General features: G+C 69.5%; 24 protein-coding genes. 4 read left to right on the top strand and 20 right to left on the bottom strand.

The genetic code is table 11. The features are described from left to right. Positions 1–360: 360 nt before the first annotated feature. From coaBC to MEICH_RS0117895, 8 genes are all read right to left on the bottom strand, one after another. A complete protein-coding gene (coaBC, locus tag MEICH_RS0117855; protein WP_027893718.1) occupies positions 361–1,584 on the bottom strand; it encodes a bifunctional phosphopantothenoylcysteine decarboxylase/phosphopantothenate--cysteine ligase CoaBC in 1,224 nt (407 codons plus the stop codon). Beyond that, positions 1,581–2,345 (bottom strand): type III pantothenate kinase, encoded by a 765-nt coding sequence (locus tag MEICH_RS0117860; RefSeq protein WP_027893719.1) that lies wholly within the window; start codon positions 2,343–2,345, stop codon positions 1,581–1,583. The genes coaBC and MEICH_RS0117860 overlap by 4 nt, the downstream gene beginning before the upstream one ends. A 9-nt stretch (positions 2,346–2,354) precedes the next feature. Then, entirely contained in the window at positions 2,355–3,200 is an 846-nt protein-coding gene (gene panC / locus MEICH_RS0117865; RefSeq protein WP_027893720.1) for a pantoate--beta-alanine ligase, read from the bottom strand. Next, entirely contained in the window at positions 3,201–4,040 is an 840-nt protein-coding gene (panB, locus tag MEICH_RS0117870; RefSeq protein WP_027893721.1) for a 3-methyl-2-oxobutanoate hydroxymethyltransferase, read from the bottom strand. A gap of 124 nt (positions 4,041–4,164) precedes the next feature. After that, positions 4,165–4,749 carry a LutC/YkgG family protein gene (locus MEICH_RS0117880; RefSeq protein WP_036219681.1) on the bottom strand — a complete coding sequence of 195 codons (585 nt, stop codon included), beginning with the start codon at positions 4,747–4,749 and terminating at the stop codon, positions 4,165–4,167. A gap of 8 nt (positions 4,750–4,757) precedes the next feature. Next, positions 4,758–5,645 carry a restriction endonuclease gene (locus MEICH_RS25920; protein WP_036219682.1) on the bottom strand — a complete coding sequence of 296 codons (888 nt, stop codon included), beginning with the start codon at positions 5,643–5,645 and terminating at the stop codon, positions 4,758–4,760. Between the two features lie 2 nt (positions 5,646–5,647). Then, on the bottom strand, positions 5,648–7,042 hold the full coding sequence (locus tag MEICH_RS0117890; RefSeq protein ID WP_027893724.1) for a LutB/LldF family L-lactate oxidation iron-sulfur protein: 1,395 nt from the start codon (positions 7,040–7,042) through the stop codon (positions 5,648–5,650). 1 nt (position 7,043) lies between these two features. Next, positions 7,044–7,787 carry a (Fe-S)-binding protein gene (locus MEICH_RS0117895; RefSeq protein WP_027893725.1) on the bottom strand — a complete coding sequence of 248 codons (744 nt, stop codon included), beginning with the start codon at positions 7,785–7,787 and terminating at the stop codon, positions 7,044–7,046. A gap of 198 nt (positions 7,788–7,985) precedes the next feature. Here MEICH_RS0117895 and MEICH_RS25925 point away from each other — a divergent pair, with 198 nt between their 5' ends. Then, positions 7,986–8,531 carry a Uma2 family endonuclease gene (locus MEICH_RS25925; RefSeq protein ID WP_051304328.1) on the top strand — a complete coding sequence of 182 codons (546 nt, stop codon included), beginning with the start codon at positions 7,986–7,988 and terminating at the stop codon, positions 8,529–8,531. A gap of 2 nt (positions 8,532–8,533) precedes the next feature. Here the strand turns inward: MEICH_RS25925 and MEICH_RS25930 are convergent, their stop codons facing one another. Next, a complete protein-coding gene (locus MEICH_RS25930) occupies positions 8,534–9,172 on the bottom strand; it encodes a TapB family protein (protein WP_051304329.1) in 639 nt (212 codons plus the stop codon). A 516-nt stretch (positions 9,173–9,688) separates the two neighbouring features. On the opposite strand from MEICH_RS25930, the gene MEICH_RS0117910 reads away from it, so the two are divergent. Beyond that, the gene (locus tag MEICH_RS0117910; protein ID WP_245587708.1) at positions 9,689–10,516 is read left to right on the top strand and encodes an alpha/beta hydrolase; all 828 of its coding nucleotides are present in this window, start codon (positions 9,689–9,691) and stop codon (positions 10,514–10,516) included. Positions 10,517–10,732: 216 nt separating this feature from the next. On the opposite strand, the gene MEICH_RS0117915 is transcribed toward MEICH_RS0117910, so the two are convergent. The 10 genes from MEICH_RS0117915 to MEICH_RS0117965 all read right to left on the bottom strand — a co-directional run bounded on the left by MEICH_RS0117915 (position 10,733) and on the right by MEICH_RS0117965 (position 18,166). Next, positions 10,733–12,070, bottom strand: a complete 1,338-nt coding sequence (locus tag MEICH_RS0117915; protein ID WP_027893727.1) for a sensor histidine kinase — start codon at positions 12,068–12,070, stop codon at positions 10,733–10,735. Between the two features lie 123 nt (positions 12,071–12,193). After that, positions 12,194–12,868 carry a response regulator transcription factor gene (locus MEICH_RS0117920; protein WP_027893728.1) on the bottom strand — a complete coding sequence of 225 codons (675 nt, stop codon included), beginning with the start codon at positions 12,866–12,868 and terminating at the stop codon, positions 12,194–12,196. Further along, complete coding sequence (locus tag MEICH_RS0117925; RefSeq protein ID WP_027893729.1) at positions 12,865–13,224, bottom strand: hypothetical protein; 360 nt, start codon at positions 13,222–13,224, stop codon at positions 12,865–12,867. Before MEICH_RS0117925 ends, MEICH_RS0117920 begins: the two co-directional genes overlap by 4 nt. A gap of 85 nt (positions 13,225–13,309) precedes the next feature. After that, the gene (locus MEICH_RS0117930) at positions 13,310–13,753 is read right to left on the bottom strand and encodes an arsenate reductase ArsC (protein WP_027893730.1); all 444 of its coding nucleotides are present in this window, start codon (positions 13,751–13,753) and stop codon (positions 13,310–13,312) included. 24 nt (positions 13,754–13,777) lie between these two features. Beyond that, on the bottom strand, positions 13,778–14,203 hold the full coding sequence (gene arsN2 / locus MEICH_RS0117935) for an arsenic resistance N-acetyltransferase ArsN2 (RefSeq protein ID WP_027893731.1): 426 nt from the start codon (positions 14,201–14,203) through the stop codon (positions 13,778–13,780). After that, positions 14,200–15,420: an MFS transporter gene (locus MEICH_RS0117940; RefSeq protein ID WP_027893732.1), complete on the bottom strand. Its 1,221-nt coding sequence runs from the start codon at positions 15,418–15,420 to the stop codon at positions 14,200–14,202. Before MEICH_RS0117940 ends, arsN2 begins: the two co-directional genes overlap by 4 nt. Beyond that, positions 15,417–15,920, bottom strand: a complete 504-nt coding sequence (locus MEICH_RS0117945; RefSeq protein ID WP_027893733.1) for an arsinothricin resistance N-acetyltransferase ArsN1 family A — start codon at positions 15,918–15,920, stop codon at positions 15,417–15,419. Before MEICH_RS0117945 ends, MEICH_RS0117940 begins: the two co-directional genes overlap by 4 nt. Positions 15,921–15,937: 17 nt before the next feature. Next, complete coding sequence (locus MEICH_RS0117950) at positions 15,938–17,020, bottom strand: flavin-containing monooxygenase (protein ID WP_027893734.1); 1,083 nt, start codon at positions 17,018–17,020, stop codon at positions 15,938–15,940. A gap of 21 nt (positions 17,021–17,041) precedes the next feature. After that, the gene (locus MEICH_RS0117955) at positions 17,042–17,536 is read right to left on the bottom strand and encodes a DUF6428 family protein (protein ID WP_027893735.1); all 495 of its coding nucleotides are present in this window, start codon (positions 17,534–17,536) and stop codon (positions 17,042–17,044) included. Positions 17,537–17,815: 279 nt separating this feature from the next. After that, complete coding sequence (locus MEICH_RS0117965) at positions 17,816–18,166, bottom strand: ArsR/SmtB family transcription factor (RefSeq protein ID WP_027893737.1); 351 nt, start codon at positions 18,164–18,166, stop codon at positions 17,816–17,818. Between the two features lie 60 nt (positions 18,167–18,226). Between MEICH_RS0117965 and MEICH_RS0117970 the strand changes: the two genes are divergently transcribed. Both MEICH_RS0117970 and lepB read left to right on the top strand, forming a co-directional pair. After that, positions 18,227–18,598, top strand: coding sequence for a hypothetical protein (locus tag MEICH_RS0117970; RefSeq protein ID WP_027893738.1), 372 nt, complete (start codon positions 18,227–18,229; stop codon positions 18,596–18,598). 68 nt (positions 18,599–18,666) lie between these two features. After that, positions 18,667–19,428 (top strand): signal peptidase I, encoded by a 762-nt coding sequence (lepB, locus tag MEICH_RS25935; protein WP_084542415.1) that lies wholly within the window; start codon positions 18,667–18,669, stop codon positions 19,426–19,428. 111 nt (positions 19,429–19,539) lie between these two features. On the opposite strand, the gene MEICH_RS0117980 is transcribed toward lepB, so the two are convergent. After that, positions 19,540–20,682 carry a YbfB/YjiJ family MFS transporter gene (locus MEICH_RS0117980; RefSeq protein ID WP_036219683.1) on the bottom strand — a complete coding sequence of 381 codons (1,143 nt, stop codon included), beginning with the start codon at positions 20,680–20,682 and terminating at the stop codon, positions 19,540–19,542. Positions 20,683–20,765: the final 83 nt, after the last annotated feature.

Consider the following 20,765-nt stretch of genomic DNA (forward strand, 5'->3'; position numbering starts at 1 on the left):
GGTCGTACGTCGTACGTCGTACGCAAGACGCCAAACGCAAAACGCCAAACGCCAAACGCCAAACGCAAGACGCAAGACGCCCTTTGTTTGCCCCCCTTAGCAAGGGGGGCTGGGGGGATAAACCCTCCCCGCGCGCGGGGAGGGACGGGGAGGGGCAAACCACATGCCACTAGCCACGAGCCACAGGCCACGAGTCGTTCTTATACCAGATTCGGTTGGTTCGTCACCGTTCGGTGACGGACCAACCCGACCGAAGGGATACGCTTGCTTCGCCGACCGTCAGGGAGGGGTGTGCTCTGGATCCGAAAAGATAGCCTCCGGGGCTCTTCGGATCGGATGATTATCTTTTTGAATCCGGTATTAGCTGCCAGCGACTTCTGCGAGGAGTCCGACCACCCGTGCCAGGATGGCTTCCGCGACTTCGCTCTTCGTCATGAGCGGCAGGGGCTCGACCAGGCCGCCCGGTAGGAGCAGGCTGACGCGGTTGGTGTCCACGGCGAACCCGGCGTCACGGGCGCTGATGTCGTTGGCGACGATCATGGAGAGGTTCTTGCGCTCGAGCTTGTCCTGCGCGTTTTCCAGCAGCTTCTCGCTCTCAGCGGCGAAACCCACCACCACCGCCGGCCGGCCTACCCGGCGGCGCTGCTCGGCCACGGCCAGCAGGATGTCCTGGGTGTGCTCGAGTTCGACCTGGGGCAAAGCGCCCTTCTTGATCTTGTGGGCCTGGACCTGGCGGGGGCGGAAGTCGGCCACCGCTGCGGCCATGATCAGCACGTCGGCCGTCCGGGAGAGCTCCAGGACGGCCTCGGCCATCTGGGCGGCGGTATCCACGTCGGTGCGCTCGGCCCCGGCGGGGGTGGGCAGGGCGGCCGCGGTGGCCCCCACCACCAGGCTGACCCTGGCCCCCAGGTCCAGCGCGGCCTGGGCCAGGGCGAAGCCCTGCTTGCCCGAGGAGCGGTTGGTGATGTAGCGCACGGGGTCGAGGGGTTCCTGGGTGCCGCCTGCGCTCACCGCCACGTGCTTGCCGGCCAGGGGGCCGTTTCGGCTCGAGGCCAGGCGGACGTGCCCCAGGATTTCGCCCGGCTCGAGCATCCGCCCCAGCCCCGTCAGGCCCGAAGCCATGCGGCCCTGGGCCGGGCCCAGGACCTGCACCCCCCTGCGGCGCAGGGTCTCGAGGTTGGCCTGGGTGGCGGGGTGCTCGAACATGCCGCCGTCCATGGCGGGGGCCACCAGCACGGGGCAGCGCGCGGTCAGTGCGGTCAGGGTGAGCAGGTTGTCGGCCTGACCCGTGGCCAGCTTGGCCAGGGTGTTCGCGGTGCAGGGGGCGATCACCAGCAAGTCGGCGCCCTCGCCCAGGCCGACGTGGACCACGTGGGCGTCGCTGTCCCACAGGCTGGCGTGGGCCTTGCGCCCGGTGAGGGAGGCGAAGGTCAGCGGCGTGACGAAGCGCTCGGCCCCGTCGCTCAGGACCACGTCCACCAGGGCCCCGGCCTGGGTGAGCTTGCTGGCAAGGTCGGCGGCTTTGTAGGCGGCGATGGAGCCGCTGACGCCCAGCACGATGCGCTTGCCCTGCAGGGGGTTCACCGGTTGAGCTCCCAGATGATGCGCAGGCCGTCCAGGGTCAGCCAGGGGGCAATGATCTCGATGACCGGCGTCTCCTGGGCGATGAGTTCCGCCAGGCCGCCCGTCCCGATGACCTTCATCTGCGGGCCGAGCTCGGCGCGGAAGCGGGCCACCATGCCCTCGACCAGGCCCACGTAGCCGAACAGGAGCCCCGACTGCATCGAGTGCACGGTGTTGCGCCCGATGACCGAGGGGGGCCGCTGCAGGTCGACCTTGGGCAGCTTGGCGGCCCGCTGGAACAGGGCTTCGGAGGCGATCCCGATCCCCGGCGCGATGGCGCCCCCCAGGTAATCCCCTTCGGCGGTGATGGCGTCGAAGGTGGTGGCGGTGCCGAAGTCCACCACGCAGGCCGGGCCGCCGTAGAGCTTCTGCACGGCGGCGGCGTCGACGATGCGGTCGGCGCCCACCTGGGAGGGGTCGTCGTAGCGCACCCGCACCCCGGTCTGGACGCTCGAGTCCACCACCAGGGGCTTCTTCCCCAGGTATGCCTGCACGGCCTGGACCAGCGTCCCCGTCAGCGGCGGCACCACCGAGGCCATGACCACCGCGTCCACCTGGGCGGGCGAGTGGCCGCTGAAGGCGAGCAGGTTGACCAGGCTGATGCCGTACTCGTCGGGCATGCGCTGGGGGTCGGTGGCGATGCGCCAGCGCGGCCCCAGCTCGTCGCCGCGGTACAGGCCCAGCGTGATGTTGGTGTTGCCGATGTCGATGGCCAGCAGCATAAAACCTCCTCAGACTCCCTCGAGCACCGCGTTATCGATCAGCCGGGTCTTGCCGAAGTGGGCCGCCAGGGCGATGAGCACGTCGCCGCCGAGGTGGGCGAGGGGCTCGAGGTTCTCGGCGTCCACGACCTCGAGGTACTCGAGCCGGCACAAAGGCTCGGCCTCGAGCACCCGCCGCATCCCGGCCAGCAGCACCGCGGCCTCGCGCTCGCCCTCCCGCACCCGGTCTTGGGCCCACGACAGCGCCCGTGAGAGCACCGTGGCGGCCTGGCGCTCGGCGGGGCTCAGGTACACGTTGCGCGAGCTCAGGGCCAGCCCGTCGGGCTCGCGCACGGTGGGGCAGACGACGATCTCGAGGTCGAAGTCGAGGTCGCGCACCATCTTGCGCAGCACGGCGACCTGCTGGGCGTCCTTCTGCCCGAAGTAGGCCCGCCGGGGCTGCACCAGGTGGAACAGCTTGCTCACCACCGTGGCCACGCCCCGGAAGTGCCCCGGGCGGAAGCGGCCGCACAGCCGCTCGGAGAGGCCCTCCACCGTGACGTAGGTCCGGTAGCCCGCAGGGTACATCTCGGCGGCGTCGGGGTGGAACAGGAGGTCTACCCCGGCGGCTTCGGCCATGGCGCGGTCGCGCTCCAGGTCGCGCGGGTAGCGGGCGAAGTCCTCGCCTGGGCCGAACTGCGTGGGGTTGACGAAGATGCTCATGACCGTGAAGCGGTTCTGCGCGCGCGAAGCCTCCACCAGCGAGAGGTGGCCCTGGTGCAAATAGCCCATCGTGGGCACCAGGCCGATGCTCCCGGCCCGGCGTTCCTCGGCCAGGATCTCGCGCAGCTCGGGGATGGTTCGGACCAGGCGCATTCAGACCTCCCTCTCCAGGGCCTCGAGCACGGCCTCGTCCAGGCTGAAGGAGTGCTGTTCGGTGGGGAAAGCCCCGCTCTCGACGTCGTGGACGTACTGCCGCACCGCTTCGGAGCACAGCCCGTGCAGATCCTGGTATTTACGCACGTGCCGGGGGTTGAAGCCGGGGAACATCCCCAGCATGTCCTGCGTCACCAGCACCTGGCCGTCGCACCCCGGCCCCGACCCGATCCCGATGGTGGGGATCTCGAGCCGCCGGGTGAGCCAGGTGGCGAGCCTGTGGGGCACCAGCTCCAGCACCAGCGCGAACACCCCGGCTTCTTGCAGCGCCAGCGCGCCCTGCACGATCCGGCGGGCGGTCTCGAGGGTCCGGCCCTGCGAGCGGTGCCCCCCGAAGACGTGGACCGACTGGGGGGTGTAGCCCAGGTGCCCCACCACCGGAATCCCGGCGGCCCGGATGGCCCGCACGCTCTCCAGCACTTCCAGCCCCCCCTCGAGCTTCACCGCCTTGCAGCCGCCCTCCTGCACCAGGCGGCCCGCCGCGCGCACGCTCTCGTACGCCCCCAGGTGGTAGCTCAGGAAGGGCATGTCGGCGATCACCAGCGCCCGCCTGGCGCCCCGCGCCACGGCCTTGGTGTGGTGCAGCACGTCCTCGAGGGTGACCCGCGTGGTGTCCTCGTACCCCAGCACCACCATCCCCAGCGAGTCCCCCACCAGAATCGCGTCCACGCCCGCCGCGTCGAGGATCTGGGCGGTAGGGTGGTCGTAGGCGGTGAGCATTTTCAGCTTGCGCCCGCGCTGCTTGGCCTCGGCAAAGTCGGTAACCCTGACTGGTTCCATAAACTTCGCCTAGATGTTACCCTTTGCCGCCGGTTTTGCCAGCACTCGAGGGCGCGGCCGTGAGCTCGAGCCTCTCGATCCACGTGCCGCGCACCGGGGAGCTCTACGCGACCGGGCTCGAGCCCTAATCGTGGGGCTCGGCGATCAGGGCCGCGACCAGCCGCCCGGGGCCGTGCACGCCCTTGACCATGACCTGGCCGATGTCGGCCGACTTGCTGGGGCCCGAGTGCAGGCCAATGGCCGAGGGGAGGTCGTCCTTGAGCGCCTGGAGGGCCTCGAGCAGCGTGGCGTAGAGGGCCTCCTCGGGCACGAACACCAGGTGGGTGGGGGGGAGCAGTTGGGTGCGCCGCCCCTCGCGGCTGGAGAGCAGCACCGTTCCCGTCTCGGCCACGGCGCCCAGGGCCCAGGAGATGCCCAGCGGGGCCTCCTCGGGCGGTAGGGCGGGCAGGGCGGGGTAGAGCACCGGCGGGACCATCCGGCTCACCGCCGCGCCGCTGAAGCTTTTGGCGAAGCCCTCGAGCCACTCCCGCGCCCCCTCGAGGTCGGGCAGGCGCACCACCTCGCCCCCGTTGCCGCTGAGCCGCTCGGTGAAGAGGGCGATGGCTTCCTCGCGGGAGAGGCCGGGCAGGGTGAGGGGGTCAGGCAGGACGGGGCTGGGGCGGTGCTCGAGGGCCCGACGAACATGGGAAAGAATTCGGTTCTTGGACACGCTATACCTCAGTCGGCCGGTGCTAGAAAGTAGATCGGCTGGAGCGGAAATTTACGTCTGGCCGCATCCTCGAGCTTCGGATAATACTCCACCCACAAATCAAAGAACTTCTCGAGGTCGATTAGCGTAATTTTCCGGTTCTGTTGTGTCCTGGCTTCGTCCTGAGCATCTTTAGTGAAACCGCTGGTGCTGATAAACAAGCCTACGTCCCCCTCACCCAAGACAGCCATGAAGGATCGTAAGGTCTCTACTGCCACATTGGTACTTACGCGTTTCACTTGTGCCTTTATCCGTGGAGGACGAGTTCCAAGCGGATCACCCCATGCTAAAATGTCGATGCCACCATCTTTCCCGGGCGGGGCAATCCAGCTCACGTAATATCCCATCGCCTTCAACAAGGCTGCAACGAGCTCCTGGAATTCATAGGGGTTCATTGAACGTAGATAACGTTCGATTTCTGTCCAGGCTTGCTCTTCTGCCTGTTCAAACGTAATTTGTGCACTACTGGCACTTCCTTCTTCAAATACGGTTACAGGTTCTTCGGCTGCCTTATTGCCTTTCCTCCACTCACGGAATAAGCGTGCAGCTTGCCTATAAAATTCTTCCGGGTCTTTGTATCTGCTCAGCGCATCCTTACCTGATGGAGTTATTATCCAATTACCTTTGTGTTTCTCCATCCATCCGGCTTTTACCACATCAATGGTGGCAAATCGAACGATTTTGTCAAAGCGTTGTCCACCAGAAGAATAATACCCCTGTTCGTAATCAGTAAGTGGAATCTGCTTCCTGAGTTGCTTGAGTGCCTCCGCGGCTGGCAAACCATTAGGGTGTGCCAGAAGTATTCGAAATAGGACTTGTAATAGTTCACCTGTACGCCTCCGTGTTATCTCAGCCATCCTTAAACCTCCCCAGACTCCCACAACTCCCTGAAGCTCCTGGGGCTCGGCTTCAGCCCGGCCCGGCCCTCCACCCAGGCCTTGAGCACCGGGACTACCGTGTTGTCGAGGGCTTTCTCGGGCAGGAGGCGCAGGGCTTTGGAGGCCAAGCGGTAGGCCCAGGGCTGGGTCATGGCCAGGGCGTAGCCCTTGAGGGCGGCTTTCTCGAAGCGGGGGGTGAGGCCCTCCTCCACGGCGCGGTGGCGCCAGGTGAGGAGCAGCTTGGGGATGGGGATGCGCACCGGGCAGGCCTGGAAGCAGGCGCCGCACAGCGAGGAGGCGTAGGGGAGGGGCTTGGTGTTCTCCAGGCCCACCAGCCCGGGGCTCAGCACCGCGCCGATGGGGCCGGAGTAGACGTAGCCGTAGGCGTGGCCGCCGGTCTGGCGGTAGACCGGGCAGGCGTTGAGGCAGGCCGCGCAGCGCACGCAGCGCAGGGTCTCCCAGGCCTCGAGGTCGGCCAGGACGCTGCTGCGGCCGTTGTCCACGAAGACGACGTGGACCTCCTCGGGGCCGTCGGTCTCGTCGGGGCGGCGGGGGCCCTGGATCAGCGAGACGTAGGTGCCCAGGCGCTGGCCGGTGGCGGCGCGAGCGGTGAGGGTGAGGAAGACCGAGAGGTCGGAGAAGCGGGGCAGGAGCTTCTCGATGCCCACCAGCGCGACGTGGAGGCGGGGGGCGGAGGTGGAGAGGCGGATGTTGCCCTCGTTCTCGATGAGCACCAGCGTCCCGGTCTCGGCCACCACGAAGTTGGCCCCGCTGACGCCCAGGTCGGCCTCGAGGAAGCCCTGCCGCAGCAGCTTGCGGGCCGCGGCCGCCAGGGTGTCGGGCGCGGCGTCGAGGGGGGTGCCGAAGCGCTCGTGGAAGAGCCGGCGGATCTGCTCGAGGTTGAGGTGGATGGCCGGGCCCACGATGTGGCTGGGGGGCTGCTCCAGGAGCTGGATGATGTACTCGCCCAGGTCGGTCTCGAGCACGTTCACGCCCAGGCTCTCGAGCAGCGGGTTGATGCCCAGCTCCTCCGAGATCATGGTCTTGGCCTTGACCGCGCGCCTGACGCCCTTCTCGCGCACCAGCGCGGCCACGATGCGCTGGGCGTCTTCGGCGTCCTCCGCCCAGTGCACCCGGATGCCGCCGCGCTCGAGGGCCGCCGCGGCCTGCTCGAGGTAGTGGTCGAGGTTCATCAGGACGTGGTTCTTGACCCCTTCTGCGAAGTGACGCCAGCCTTCGGCGTCCACCTCGGCGTAGGCCGCGCGCCGGCGGCTGTCGAAGTTGAGGGTGGCCCCCGTGACCGACTCGCGCACGTGGGGCTCTTCGCGGATGACCCGCGCCGACTCCCTGGGGTAATCATTGGACTTGACTTCCATGCTAGGCCCCACTCCCCACGGCCGGTTTCTGCGCCGCTTCCCACAGCACCGAGGCCAGCGGCCTCACGGGGAAGGGCAGGCCGCGGCTATGGACGCGGCCCGAGAGGTGCAGCAGGCAGCCGCCGTCGGCGCTGGTGAGCACGTCGATCTCGGGCAGGGTCGAGAGCTTGCGGTCGGCCATGCCGAGCGACACCTCGGGCAGCTTGACCGAGAACAGCCCGCCGAAGCCGCAGCACTCGGTGGCGGCGGGCCAGTCGACGATCTCGGCCCCGGCGTTGCGCAGCAGGGCGACGGGCTCGTCCTTGATGCCCAGCTCGCGCAGGGCGTGGCAGCCGTGGTGGTAGGCGACGCGCTGCCCGGCGAGGCCCTGGCCCAGCCGGGTGATGCCCAGCACCTTGACGATGAACTCGGCGAGCTCGTAGGTCTTGCCGCTAAGGCCGCTGGCGCGGGCGAAGGCGCGGGGGTTGTCGCGGTAGAGCTCGGGGTAGAAGGCCCGCACCATCGTCGTGCAGGAGCCCGAGGGCAGCACCACGTAGTCGGCGTGCTCGAAGACCTCGAGGGTGTGATCGGCCATCTGCCGGGCCTCGTTCCAGTAGCCCGCGTTGTAGGCGGGCTGGCCGCAGCAGGTCTGGCCCGGGGGGAACTCCACGGTGCAGCCGAGGCTGCGCAGCAGCCGCACCGCTGCCACCCCAGCTTCGGCGTAGAACTGGTCAACCAGGCAGGTCACGAACAGCGCCACTTTCATGTTGAGCTCCAGTCTCGAGCGTGCGACGGGCCTTTGTCAAATGGGCGCGGGGCCTCGAGGGCGCTCGCGGCGGGCTTAACCCTCCGGTGGCTTGGCGAGCGCGAAAAGCGCGCGAAGTTAATCGAAGCCGACCTAAATTCTCACGCTCCGGCGCGGCGAATTCGATAGCATCCCGCCGAGCATAGCCCGAGGAGGCTTATGAGCGTGCATGTCAAGAAAGCAGAACCCGGCGGCGACGAGGGCCGCCCACAAGCCAAGACGGCCGGGCACAGCTCGTGGCTCGACGAGCACACCCCGCCTGGCGCCCAGAACGGGGAGATCGCTGCCGAGCTCGCCAGCCGCCTGCACGCGTGGGCCCGGCAGGGGCAGCACGGCCGGGTGGGGCTGAACTCAGGCTTCGTGCTGCGCCGCGACCCCGACCGGGTGCGCGGGCCCGACATCTGGTTCGTGCAGCGCGAGCGCGTGCCCAAGGAGGGCGTGCCCCAGGGCTTCTGGGAAATCGCCCCCGACCTCGCGGTCGAGGTGGTGGCCCCCACCGCCACCGTCGACGAGATCAAGGAGCGCCTGGAGGACTACTTCGCCGCCGGGACCCGGCTGGTGTGGCTGATCTACCCGCGCTTCCGGCAGGTCGAGGCCTACAGCCCGGAAGGCTCGATGAAGACCTTCCGCGAGGGGGACACCCTCGAGGCCCCCCTGGTGCTGCCGGGCTTTGGCTGCAGGGTCGCCGAGCTGTTCTCGGCCTAGGGCTATTCCGTCGGCGCGGTGCGGCGGAGCTCGAGCAGCTCGCTGCTGACGCGGCCCGGCAGGTTGCCCTCGCTGACCTGCTTGACCAGGCCCACCCCACGGGCGAACCAGTAGGTGCTCTTGCCGCCGAGCCCGATCCCCAGCCGCCCCTGGAACACGCTCTCCACCCGCAACGCCTCGAAGCTCCCGGCGGGCACCTGCACCTGCTCTCGGCCCACGATGCGGTTGCGGGCCTCGAGGTAGCCCCCCAGCTCCACGAAAGCCACCCGCCCCCTGAGCTCGTAGCGGTAGGACCACTCGTGGCCTACCCGCCAGTCGCGCTCAGGGGGCCAGAACACCCCGCTCAGCCGCACGAACTCCACCACCCCGCCCGGGATGGGCTGCGGCCCCTGGAGCTGCGGCTGTAGCCCATCCGGGCCGCAATTCCACCGCCGCTGGCCGGTCTGGTTCTGCCGCTCGAAGCGGCTGATCTCCACGAAGCCCTGGCTGCCCAGGAGGCTGTAGCTTTGCACGTAGGTCTGGTCGCTCCCCAGCAGGCGGTACCGCCAGGCCAATTGGCCGTCGGTGGGGAGGTAGCTCAGGCTGCACGGGCTGGCCCACGCGGGGGCGAGAAGGAGTACGAACCAGAGCAGCCGCCGCATGGCCGCATCCTGACAGCCTTTGTGCGGGCCGACCAGAGGGCGGGGAACAGTTCGGGGGGCGATAGCGGATAGCTGAACGCCGATAGCCGAACGCCGAGCGCCGGGCGCGGGTCGTAGGTCGTACGTCCTACGCCGTACGCCAAACGCCAAACGCCAAACGCCAAACGCAAAACGCAAGACGCAAAACGCAAGACGCAAGACGCCAAACGCAAAACGCAAGACGCAAAACGCAAGACGCCTTGTTCCCCCCTTAGCAAGGGGGGCTGGGGGGGATATTCCTTCCCCGCACGCGGGGAGGGTCGGGGTGGGGTCAACCACAAGCCACGGGCCACAAGCCATAGGCCACGAGCCTTCCGCTGACGGCTGAGGGCTGATCGCTGACGGCTCATCGCTTCCCGTTTCACCCCCCCAACCATGGGCCAACCCTTTGTGCATCTGACGCCTTGGCCTCATCGAACGCTGTTACAATGCCGCAATATGGGCCGGAAAACCCTGCCCAGCCGTAGGAGGAGAAACGTGCGCGCTGAGAAGATCGTCGGCTGGGAGAGTTACCCCAAGGGCAAGAAGCACACCGTCAGCGGAGACGTGCGGGTCTTTCACGACCTGCACAGCCCCCAGCTCGGCAACCGGCGGGACGTTCTGGTGTACCTGCCCCCGTCCTACGGGGTCTCGCAGAAGCGCTACCCGGTGCTCTACATGCACGATGGGCAGAACCTCTTCGACGACGCCACGAGCTACGTGGGCGAGTGGCACGTGGACGAGATCATGGAGGATCTCGCCAGGGAGGGCCTCGAGGCCGTCGTGGTGGGCATCCCCAACGCGGGGGTCAAGCGCCTCGACGAGTACAGCCCCTTCAAGGACCCCGAGTACGGCGGCGGCGAGGGCGAGGCCTACCTGCAATTCCTGGTCGAGACGGTCAAGCCCCTCATCGACCGCGACTTCCGCACCCTCCCCCAGCGCGAGCACACCTTCGTGATGGGCTCCTCGATGGGCGGCCTCATCAGCCTCTACGCCTTCTTCCGCTACCCGGAGGTCTTCGGCGGGGCCGGGGTCATGAGCCCGTCCTTCTGGTTCGGGGAACGGGGCTCCTTCGACTACGCCGAGGCCGCTCCCTTCGTGCCGGGCAAGCTGTACATGGACGTGGGCTACAAGGAGTCCACCCTCTCCAACGTCGGCTCGAGGCGCTACCTCGCCGACGTGCGCCGCATGCACCGCATCCTGCAGCGCAAGGGCTACAAGGAGGGCAACTACCTCTACGTCGAGGACAAGCAGGGCGTACACAATGAGGCCGACTGGGCCCGCCGCCTGCCTGCAGCGTTGCGCTTCCTGCTGGGGGCGGGTTGAATGCTGATGGTCGATGGTCGATAGTCGATAGCCAAAGGCAAAACGCAATACGCAAAACGCAAGACGCTCTTTGTTTACCCCCCTTAGCAAGGGGGGCTGGGGGGATAAACCCTCCCCACACGCGGGGAGGGCAGGGGAGGGGAAACCACTAGGCATGAGCCACAAGCCGCAGACCACGTGCTTACTGCTGACCGCTGACGGCTTGTCCGCTGTCTCCTACTCCGCCTCCTCCTCCCCGTCCGCCAGCAGCGGCAGGTATACCGCGAAGCGGGTTTTACCGGGTTGGGAGGAAACGAGGATGCGGCCGCCGTGGGCTTCGGCGATTTGTTTGGCGATGGCGAGGCCCAACCCCGTGCCGCCTTGGGGGCCTCGAGCGAAGCGCTGGAACAGGCGGGGCAGGATCTCGGGGGGGATGCCGGGGCCGTCGTCGGTGACGGAGAAGGCGGCCCACTTCTGGGTCTGCAGCGCGCCGCCTACGGCGGTGTTGGCCGGGGGGGCCTCGTCGATCCAGGTACGCACCCGCACGCCCTGGGGCCGCCCCGCGGCGCGGACGGCGTTGGAGATGAGGTTGCGGGCGAGCTGCAGCAGGCGGTCGGGGTCGCCCAGCACCTCGGGGGGGTTGGGCGGCAGGAACAGGGCGACGCCGGGGTACTCGCCCACGGCCTGGCTCAGCAATTCGCCCAGCGGCACGATGTGGGGGTTGACGGTGCGCTCGGCCTCGCCCCGCGCCAGCGAGAGCAGGTCGCCGACGAGCCTCGAGAGGTGCTCGGCGGTGCGGCGGGCCCGCAGGAGGGCTTCCTGGTCGCCGGGGTTGCGGGAGAGGCGGTCGAGGTTGCCGTTGAGGGCGGTGAGGGGGGTGCGCAGCTCGTGCGAGACCTCGGCCAGGAAGGCCCGCTCGCGGGTCTGGGCCTCGCGCAGGGCCTCGAGCAGCGAGTTCACGCGCTCGATGATCTGGCCCAGCTCGTCGGAGGGGCCGCTGTAGGGCAGGGGGGTGAGGTTGTTGGGGCCCCGGGTGCGCACCGCCCACGCCGCCCGCTGCAGCGGGGCCAGCGCCACGCGGCCCGAGACCGCCATCAGCAGCGCGCCCACCGGCAGCAGCAGGAAGAGGGTCTGCAGCAGCGAGCGGGCTACCCCCTGCGAGATGTTCTCGATGAAGGAGGTGTCCTGGCTCACCGCGAACACCCCCACCTTCTGCGTGCGGATGTAGGCGGCGCGGAAGCTGGCCCCCCGGTAGATGCGCGGGGCGATGCCGGCCTGCAGCACCACCTCCTTGGGCAGTTGCTGCTTGGGGTCGGTGATCTCGTAAGGCTGCCCGGCCCCCTCGCCGTCGAGCCGGTAGATGGTGATGAGGGCGCCGCCCGACTCGGCCGTGACCCCGCCAGGGGTGGGGCTGTCGTAAAGCTCACCCAGGCGCTGCGCGTCGCGCAGGAGGGTCTGCTCGACCTGCCGGTACAGGCCCTGCCGCACCGCGTAGGTCGCCACCCCTACCGCCAGCAGCAGCAGCACGCCCCAGATGACGGTGTAGGCGAGGATGAGGCGGAAGCGGAAGGTCATATGGGTTGTGGGTCGTACGTCCTACGCCGTAGGCAATACGCCAAACGCAAGACGCAAAACGCGAGACGCCTCAGTCCTTGACCCTCAGCCATCGGCATGCTTTGGCGTTTATTCCCTGCTCGCTTACTCCTTATCCCGCTGGCGCAGCGCGTACCCCACGCCGCGAACGGTGCGGAGATAGCCGTAGGCCCCGGCCTCGCGCAGCTTGGAGCGCAGGTTGGCGACGTGGACATCCACCACGTTGGAGTCGCGCTCGAGCGGCCGCCCCCACAGGTGCTCCTCGATCTCGACGCGGCTGAAGACCTTGCCGGGGCGGGTGCACAAGAGCGAGAGCAGCTCGAATTCCTTGGGGGAGAGGCGCATCTCGTGGCCGTCGTAGTTGACCTGGCGCTTGGCGAGGTGCACCTCGAGGCCCCCCACCCGGATCTGCTCGCCGCCCTCGCGGTGGCGCAGCTGCACCTGGATGCGCGCGAGCAGCTCGGCGGGGTGGAAGGGCTTGACGATGTAGTCGTCGGCGCCGCCCGAGAGCAGGCTCACCTTGCGCTCGACCGAGTCGGCGGCGGTGAGCACGATGATGGGGACCTCGGTGCTCGAGCGGATGCGCCGGGCCACCTCGGCGCCGTCGAGGTCGGGGAGGCCCAGGTCCAGGATCACCAGGTCGGGGGGAGCCTCGCGCAGGCGCACCAGCCCGGCCATGCCGCCGTTGGCCCAGTCCACGTTGAAACCCGCCTCGCCCAGCTCGAGCTGGAGCAGACGGGCAATTTCCGGATCATCCTCGATGAGCAAGATCTGTTTCATCGCACCTCCGGCAACACCTTGCCACCGGGCAATTCCAGGCGATAGGTACGGGTCAGCAATTCGTTGAGGCTTATTTTATCCCCGCTGACCTTTAGCCACACATCGCCCTTGGAAGCACTGAGCCCATTGTACATGTGAACCCTGTCGGGCGTCCGAATAATCACCCGCAGTTCGGTGGCGGCGGCAACGGGCATGGGCTTGGCAGGGGCTACCAGACGGCGCTGCTGGACCTGATAAACCGCGTAGACCTTGCGGTAGTCGGGCGAGGCCAGGCGCAACTCGCTGCCCGGGGGGATCCAGGGCAGTTGGGGGAGGGGGGCCAGCGCCAGGGTCAGGCCGAGCAACCAACTGAGCACGCCCCCCAGTGTGGGGAGCGGGGGTAGAGGCTGAATGGGAGGGGGGTAAAGGCGGGTTTAATCTGCCCGGAAGCTCGATCGGGGCTCAACTCGCCCGGTCCGGGGCGAGGGGCTGGCCCTGCTTGAGGGCCACGACCAACTGCTCGATGAAGGGGCCGATCATGTCCCGCACCTCGCGGAAGGCCCGGGCCTCGTCGGGGGCCCCGGCGGGGTCGGGGAAGGCGTGGTGCAGGCGGGTGGTGCGGGCGGGGTAGACCGGGCAGGTCTCGGCGGCGGAGTCGCAGACGGTGAGCACGTAGTCGAAGTTCCAGGGGTCGGGGACGTCGTAGAGGGTCTTGGAGGTGTGGCCCGTGAGGTCGATGCCCCGCTCGGCCATGGCGGCGACGGCGTGGGGGTTGACCCGGGTGGCACGGGTGCCCGCGCTGTGGACCTCGAGCTCCAGGCCGTGCTTATGGGCGTAGTGGCGGGCCCAGCCCTCGGCCATCTGGCTGCGGGCGGAGTTGGCGGTGCAGAGGATCAGCAGCCTCATTTGGTCCCAGCCTACTTCAGGCGGTCAGCCCAGCGTCAGGTGCAGGGCTACAGCGCTGTCCGGGCAGGCGCCCTTGAACTCCTCGGAGGCGTGCAGGGCGGGCGGGAGCTGCTCCCGGCCCACCCGCGCGAAGCCGTAGCGGGGGAAGTAGCCCTCGGCGGTGGTGGTCAGCAGCGAAAGGCTCTTCAGCCCCTGGCGCCGGGCCTGCTCGAGCAGCGCTCGCACCAGCCGCCCGGCCACGCCCCGCGAGCGGTACTCCGGGCGCACCACCACCGAGCGCAAGAGCCCGGTGTCGCCATAGACCTCGAGCCCCGCGCAGCCCACCAGGGTCTCGCCGTCGAACTCGAGCAGAAAGTGCCCCAGGTGCTGCTCCACACCCTGTAGCGGCAAGGCGGCTTGCTCGAGGAGCTCGAGCACCGCCGGCAAGTCTTCGGGCCTCGCTCGCCTCACGACCGCACCCCCTCGAGGCGGCCGCGGGTGGCCTGCACCTGCCACACGCACGCCGCCGCCAGCAGCGAACCGGCGACCAGAATCCCCAAAACCGCGTCGTAGCCGCCCCAGAGCCCGTGCAGCAGGCCCGCGCCGATGGGGCCCAGGCTCTGGGTGAGCGAGACCACCAGGCTCACGCCGCCGTTGATGCGCCCGTAGCTGGCCGGGCCGTAGAGCTCGGCGGTGAGCCCGGCCCGCGCCAGGGTGCCCGCGCCGTTGCTCATGCCGTACAGCAGCACGAAGGCCCCCACGCCCAGGCTGCCCGGCACCAGCAGCAGGGCCAGTGAGCCCAGCGCCTGGGCGAACATCACCCCCAGCGTGGCGTGGTAGAGCGACCAGCGCTGGCTGCCGGGCAGGAAGAAGGCCCGCCCCAGCAGTTGCACCAGCCCGATGGAGCCCACGGCGGCCGCCGTGAAGGCCGGGCTGTAGCCGCGCTCGAGCAGCAGCGGTACCCCGTGCGCCCCGACGGCGGCGGTGGTCAGGCGCAGCAGGGTGAAGGCGGCGGCCAGCCACCAGAACGTCGCGCCCGCGAAGGCGGCCCTCGCACTCACGCTGGCCTCGGCCGCCTGCGCGGCGGGGCCGGTCTCGCCGTCGGGCCACTGGCCCAGGTCCTGCGGGCGGCGGCGCACCACGGCGTGCAGGGGCAGGGTGATCCCCCCGAAGAGCAGCGCCAGGACCAGCAGCGCACCGCGCCAGCCCAGTTCCCCCACCAGCAAGGTCTCCAGCGGCACGAAGACGGTGCTGGCCAGCCCGGCCACCATGGTGATGACGAAGGTGGCCCGGTGGCGCCAGCGGCGGAACCACACCGCCACCACCGTGAAGGCCACCTCGTAGAGCACCATCGCCATCGCCAGACCCATCCCCGCCCACACCAGGTAGAAAGCCGCCAGGCCCTGCACCTGCGACCAGGCCAGCAGCATCAGGCTGCCCAGCGCCGAGCCCAGCAGCAGCAGGCCGCGGGCTCCGTGGCGGTCCACCCAGTGGCCCACCGGGATCGCCACCAGCCCCGAGACCAGCAGGCCCAGCGAGTAGGCCCCCGAGGTTTGGGCCCGGCTCCAGCCCAGCTCGGCCTCCATCGGCTTGACCAGCACGCCGAAGCCGTAGTAGAGGATGCCGTAGCCCACCGTGGTGGTCAGGGCCAGCGCCCAGACGATGTTCCAGCCGTAGAAACGCTTCACGTGAGGTTGGCCTCCAGCAGCCGCTCCACGATCACCACGTCGCGCCAGGCGCCCTCGAGCTTGCCGTGCTTGTGGTAGACGCCCACCTCGCGGAAGCCGTGGCGACGGCACAGCGCCCGCGAGGCGGCGTTCTCGGGGAAGATGCGCGAGAGCACCTTCCACAGGCCCGCCCGTTCGCACGCCGGGAGGAAGGCGGCCATCAGCGCGTCCCCCACGCCCTGGCCCCGCGCCTCCTCCGCCACGTAGACCGAGAACTCGGCGACGCCCGCGTAGCACTCCCGGGGGCGATAGCCGCTGGCCGCGATCCAGCCCAGCACCCGCCCCCCGCGCTCGGCCACCAGCACCGGGTGCTCAGGGCGGCCCAGCCAGCCCCGCAGTTCCTCGGGGCTGCGTTCGCGGGTCTCGAAGGTGGCCCCCCGGCCCCGGATGCCCTGGTTGTAGATGGCGGCGATGGCGGGGAGGTCGGCTTCGGTGGCGGGGCGCACGGCGACGGGGTCCATAGCCGATCTGCCTAAGATTAGCAGCACTGGGGATGGGGCAGGAGTTGCTGGGTGGCGGGCCGGCGCAGATAGGCCTCGAGGTGCCGCACCACCAAGGCTGCGTCGGCCCCCACCCCACGCAGCGTGGCCGAGGCGACCGAGCGTTGTCCGGGCAGGCCCACGTAGTAGAGGCCGGGGACGGTAGTGCTGACGCCGTGGCGGTGGAGCGGGCGACCGCCCTCGAGCGCCCGGGTCCCGGCGAGGTAGTCGAGGTTGGGGCGGAAGCCGGTGGCGAAGATCACTGTGTCCACCGCCTCACCGTTCCCGTCGGCCCACACCACGCCCGCCGGGGTGAAGCGCCCGAACATCGGGCGCTGGTCGGGCTGGCCGCGCTCGAGGGCCGCGCGGTACTCGCCGTTATCCCACACCAGCCGGGAGGCCCCCAGGTTGAGGCGGTGGCCCAGCGGCACGCGGTCGACGAATTTCAGCCAGTCGTGGAAGTCGCGGCCCAGGATGTGCTTGGGGGCGAAGGCCACCGGCGCGCGCACCGCCAGGGACACCCGGGCGACCTGGGCCAGCTCGACCGCGATCTGCACCGCCGAATTCCCCGCCCCCACCACGACCACCCGCCGCCCGGCGAAGGGCTCGGGGCTGCGGTAGCTCGAGGAGTGCAGCACGCGCCCGCGGAAGTCCCGCTGGCCGGGGAGCAGCGGCACGTAGGGCTTGGAGTAGGCCCCGCTGGCCGCGATCACCGCCCGGCTGCGGAAGTGCGCCCCGGACTCGGTGAACAGGTCGAAGCCCTCGGGGCCCTCCACCACCTTCCGCACGCGGGCCCCCGGGACCACCGGGAGGCCGAATTCCTGGCGGTAGGCCCGCAGGTAGGCGATGACTTCCGCGCGGCTGGGGTAGTGCTCGGGGTCGCCGGGGAAGGGCATCCCCGGCAGGCTGGAGTGCTTAGCAGGGGAGAACAGCCCGAGGCTGTCGTAGTAGGCAGGCCAGGAGCCCACGGCCTCGAGGCCGGCTTCGAGGATGGCGAAACCCACCCCCCGGGCCCGCAGGAAGTACCCGGCGGCCAGACCTGCCTGGCCGCCGCCGATCACCAAGACCTCATAGCTCTTCATCGCACACGCTCCGGGCGCGGTTCAGCAGCAGCCTCGAGCCGCCACCGGGAGCTCCTGGCCCGCCTCGACGGCGGGGTCGCAGCAGCCCGCCGCCCGGGCGCGGTCGGCCGCCTTGCAGGTCACGCCGGGCGGGGTGAGGCGCACCACCAGCTTGTCGCCCTCCACCTCGAGCCGCCTGACGTGGTAGTGCACGGCGGGGCGGGCGGGGTTGCCGTACTCGAAGCGCACCTCCGCCTCGCCCTCTACCGCCACCGAGGCCGCCACCCGCTCGTAGATGCTCAGGAACTTCTTCACCGGCATGAACTCGGGCTTGTCCTTGGGGCCGGGGTCCATCAGTTGCACCACGGTCTCGCGCCAGGCGTTGGCCTGCCCGCCGCAGTCCATGCTCGCGTAGCTCACGCTCATGACCTCGGTGACGTGGTAGCCGGGGGCCACGCGCTGGCCGGCGTCGTACTCGAAGACCAGGCCCTTGTCGGGGTGCTGGGCGAGGTTTTGCAGAAACTCCTGGGTGTTCATCGTGACAATCCTCCTTCTCAGGCCATGCAGCACTCGGGCTCGACGCAACACGCGCTTGCAGCCAGGGTGGACTGGGCTCGAGCCCACGCAAAAGGCAGCTTCCCCAGCAGTTCCACCCAGAACCCCTTTCCCTGGCGTGACACGCCGCGCAAACGGCAGGCCTCCGCACACAGGTTCTGCTGCCGTTCCCTGGCCAGCGTCAACATCGTTTGCTCATTCATAACCCTTCCTCCTCAGATCGAAACATTGAAATATATCAATATATCGAGGCAAAAAAACTCACCCCCCGATGCGGGGCAAAAAAGCCCGCAGCAGGGCAAAACCCGCGGGGTCGACGCGGTAGTACATCCAGCGCCCGCGCTTCTCCCCGACGACCAGGTTGGCCGAGATCAGGCACTTCATGTGGTGGCTGACGGTGGGCTGGGAGAGCCCGGTGACGGCCTCGAGGTCGCAGGCGCAGACCCCGTCCTCGGGGCCGCAACAGATGCCGGTGCCGTTGCCGGCCAGGAAGGCCAGGATCTTGAGCCGGGCCGGGTCGCTGAGCGCTTTAAACACCCAGGCAGCCGCCTCGAGGCTGGCTTCCGGGGTGGGGGTGGGCTCGAGCTGGATGACCGGGGGCACCGTGCTCATGGCCCCAGCCTAAGGCAACACATTGATGATCGTCAATATGTTGGGCTATCTCATCGAGCCGTGACTATACTCGAGGCCATCATGCTCGGGCGGCGGCAAGGCTTCTGGGGGTACGTTCCCCGGCTCCTGCCCTTGCTGCTGATCTACCTCCTGCCCTACACCTCGGCGCAAGCGCCGGCGCTGGGCGGGCTGGGGTGGCTCTCGTCGAGAGCTGCTTGCGGCACGCAGGGCTGCTACCGGCCGGGCGGGCTCGAGGCCCCCGTCCCGCTGGCCTGGCTGCAGGCCGGGCGTGCGGCTGCGAGCCTGGGCGATAGCCCGGCGTCCGGGGCCGTCGGGGGCACTTTCGCCCGGCCGCTGGCCCGCTACGGGGTGCTGGGCCGGAGCCGGGTTCCGCGGGAGGTCACGCCCAGGGCCCCGCCCCTGCGGGCTTGACCCCGGCCCGGCTTTGACCCCAGAACCCTTCAGACCTTTGCTGCCCCCGGGCAGCCGCAGGAGCAGGCATGACCGAACCCGAACCGGCCCTGGCGCAGGCCCAGGCGTCCAGACCCTACCGCTCGTTGTGGCCCTACCTCGGGCGGGAATGGCTCCGCCAGGTGGGCGAGGCGCTGCTGGTGGCCTTCGGGGTCACCACCTTTCTTTTCACCACCGTGGGCGTGCTGGGCACCAGCGACCTGCCCAACGTGCGCCCGTGGGAGCGGGTGTTCATCCCCAAGTACGAAACCTGGCTCTACCGCCTGGGCTACGGCGGTTACCGTCGCGGCGACCTGGTGGTGGTCAAACCCCCCGCCGACGCCCCCAGCGCCCGGCAACCCCTGCCCCTGCTGGGCCGGTGGGGCTTCACCTACCGCCCCTACTTCATCAAGCGCGTGGTGGGGCTCCCCGGCGACCGCATCCGCATGGAGCAGGGCCAGCTCTACCTCAACGGCCACAAGCTCGAGGAGGCCCACACCGTGCCCTACTGGCGGGCCCAGGGCCAGTGGGACCAGACCTCCGACCTCGCCAACTCCGCCTACTGGCCGTTCCGCCACGACCCGGGCGTGCCCGAGTACGTGGTCCCGGCAGGCCACTACTTCGTGGTAGGCGACAACCGCTCCTGGGGCGGCTCGGAGGACTCGAGAACCTTCGGCCCGGTGCCCCTCGAGCAGATCGGCGGCCGCGCCGCCACCGTGATCTGGCCCCCCGCCTACCGCGACGAAGAAGGCCACTGGCAATGGGGCTGGCGCAGGCTAGGGCAGGCGGAGGCGTTCAAGGATTTACGTTAGAGGCCCGTGGCCCGTGGTTTGTCGAGGGTCTAGGGTCTAGGCGTACGACGTAGGACGCAGGACGTACGACCCGCGTTCGGCCATCGGCTATGGGCTATCGGCGTTCGGCTATCACCCCCGCTGCACCCGCGCCACGACCGCACCCGCCAGCAGCACGGCCACCGAGGCGATGAAGCCCGCCTCGAGCCTGCCCGAGACGTCGGTGAGCAGGCCCGAGAGCCAGGGGCCCAGGCTCTGGCCGATGGCGAAAACCACGGTGGCGACGGCGATCCCGTAGCCCCACTGCTCGCTGGAAAGCCGCTGGCGCACCAGGGCGGTGATGGCGGTGACCACCCCCAGGAAGGAGCCGCCAAACAGCAGACCTGAGAGCAGCATCACCGGCAGGCCCTGGGAGAGCACCGGCAGCGCGGCCCCGGCGGCCACCACCGCCAGGATCAGGCTGAGGGCTTCGCCGCCCCGGCTGTGCTGGATGGGGCGCCGCCACAGCCACGACGAGCCCACCACCGCCAGGCCCAGCACCGCCCAGAACACGCTGACCTCGAGGCTCCCCAGGCTCTGGCGCACCAGCGCGACCACGAAGGTCATGTAGACGATGTAGCCCAACGCGAAGAGGAAGTAGGCGAGCCCGGCGGGCCACAGCAGCTCCACCCGCGCCCGCCGGCTGCCCTGGCGGGGCTGGGGCGGGTCTTCCAGGCGCAGGGCGGCCAGGGCGGCGGCGCTCGAGCCCAGCAGCGCCAGAGCGCCCAGCACGGCCCAGGCCCCCGTCCAGCGCTCGGGGTGGGCCTCGAGCAGCCCCGGCAGCAGCACCCCCGAGCCCAGGATGCCCAGGCCCACCCCGCCGAAGTACAGCCCCAGCGCCAGCGCCGCGCGGGCGGGGTCGCGGGAAGCCAGGTGGGCGGCCAGGGCGCCCCCGGCGATGAAGACCAGCGCCCCGCTGGCCCCCGCGAGCAGGCGCAGCGCCACCAGCACCCAGTAGAGCGGGCTCGAGCCCGACAGGAGCAGGGCCATGGTGGTGAGCCCCAGCCCGGCCAGGAAGGTGTTGCGCGTGCCCAGCCGCGCCATCATGGGGGCGGCCAGCAGCGAGCCCAGCAGGTAGCCCAGCGCGTTGGCGGTGTTCATGCCCCCGGCCTGGGCGTAGCTCCACCCCAGGTCCTCGCGCATGGCGGGCAGCACCAGCGCGTAGGCGAAGCGGGCCAGCCCCAGGCCCACCGCGGGCCCCAGGGCCAGGCCGAAAGCCAGCCGCAACAGGCTCATGGCAGGGGCTTCACCCTCCCTCGACCGGCAAGCTTGCAGACGGGGATATCTCCGGCGGGCTCGGGGGGCATGCCCCCAGTATG

The sequence above is a fragment of the Calidithermus chliarophilus DSM 9957 genome (assembly GCF_000430045.1).
In the GTDB taxonomy this organism is placed as follows: domain Bacteria; phylum Deinococcota; class Deinococci; order Deinococcales; family Thermaceae; genus Calidithermus; species Calidithermus chliarophilus.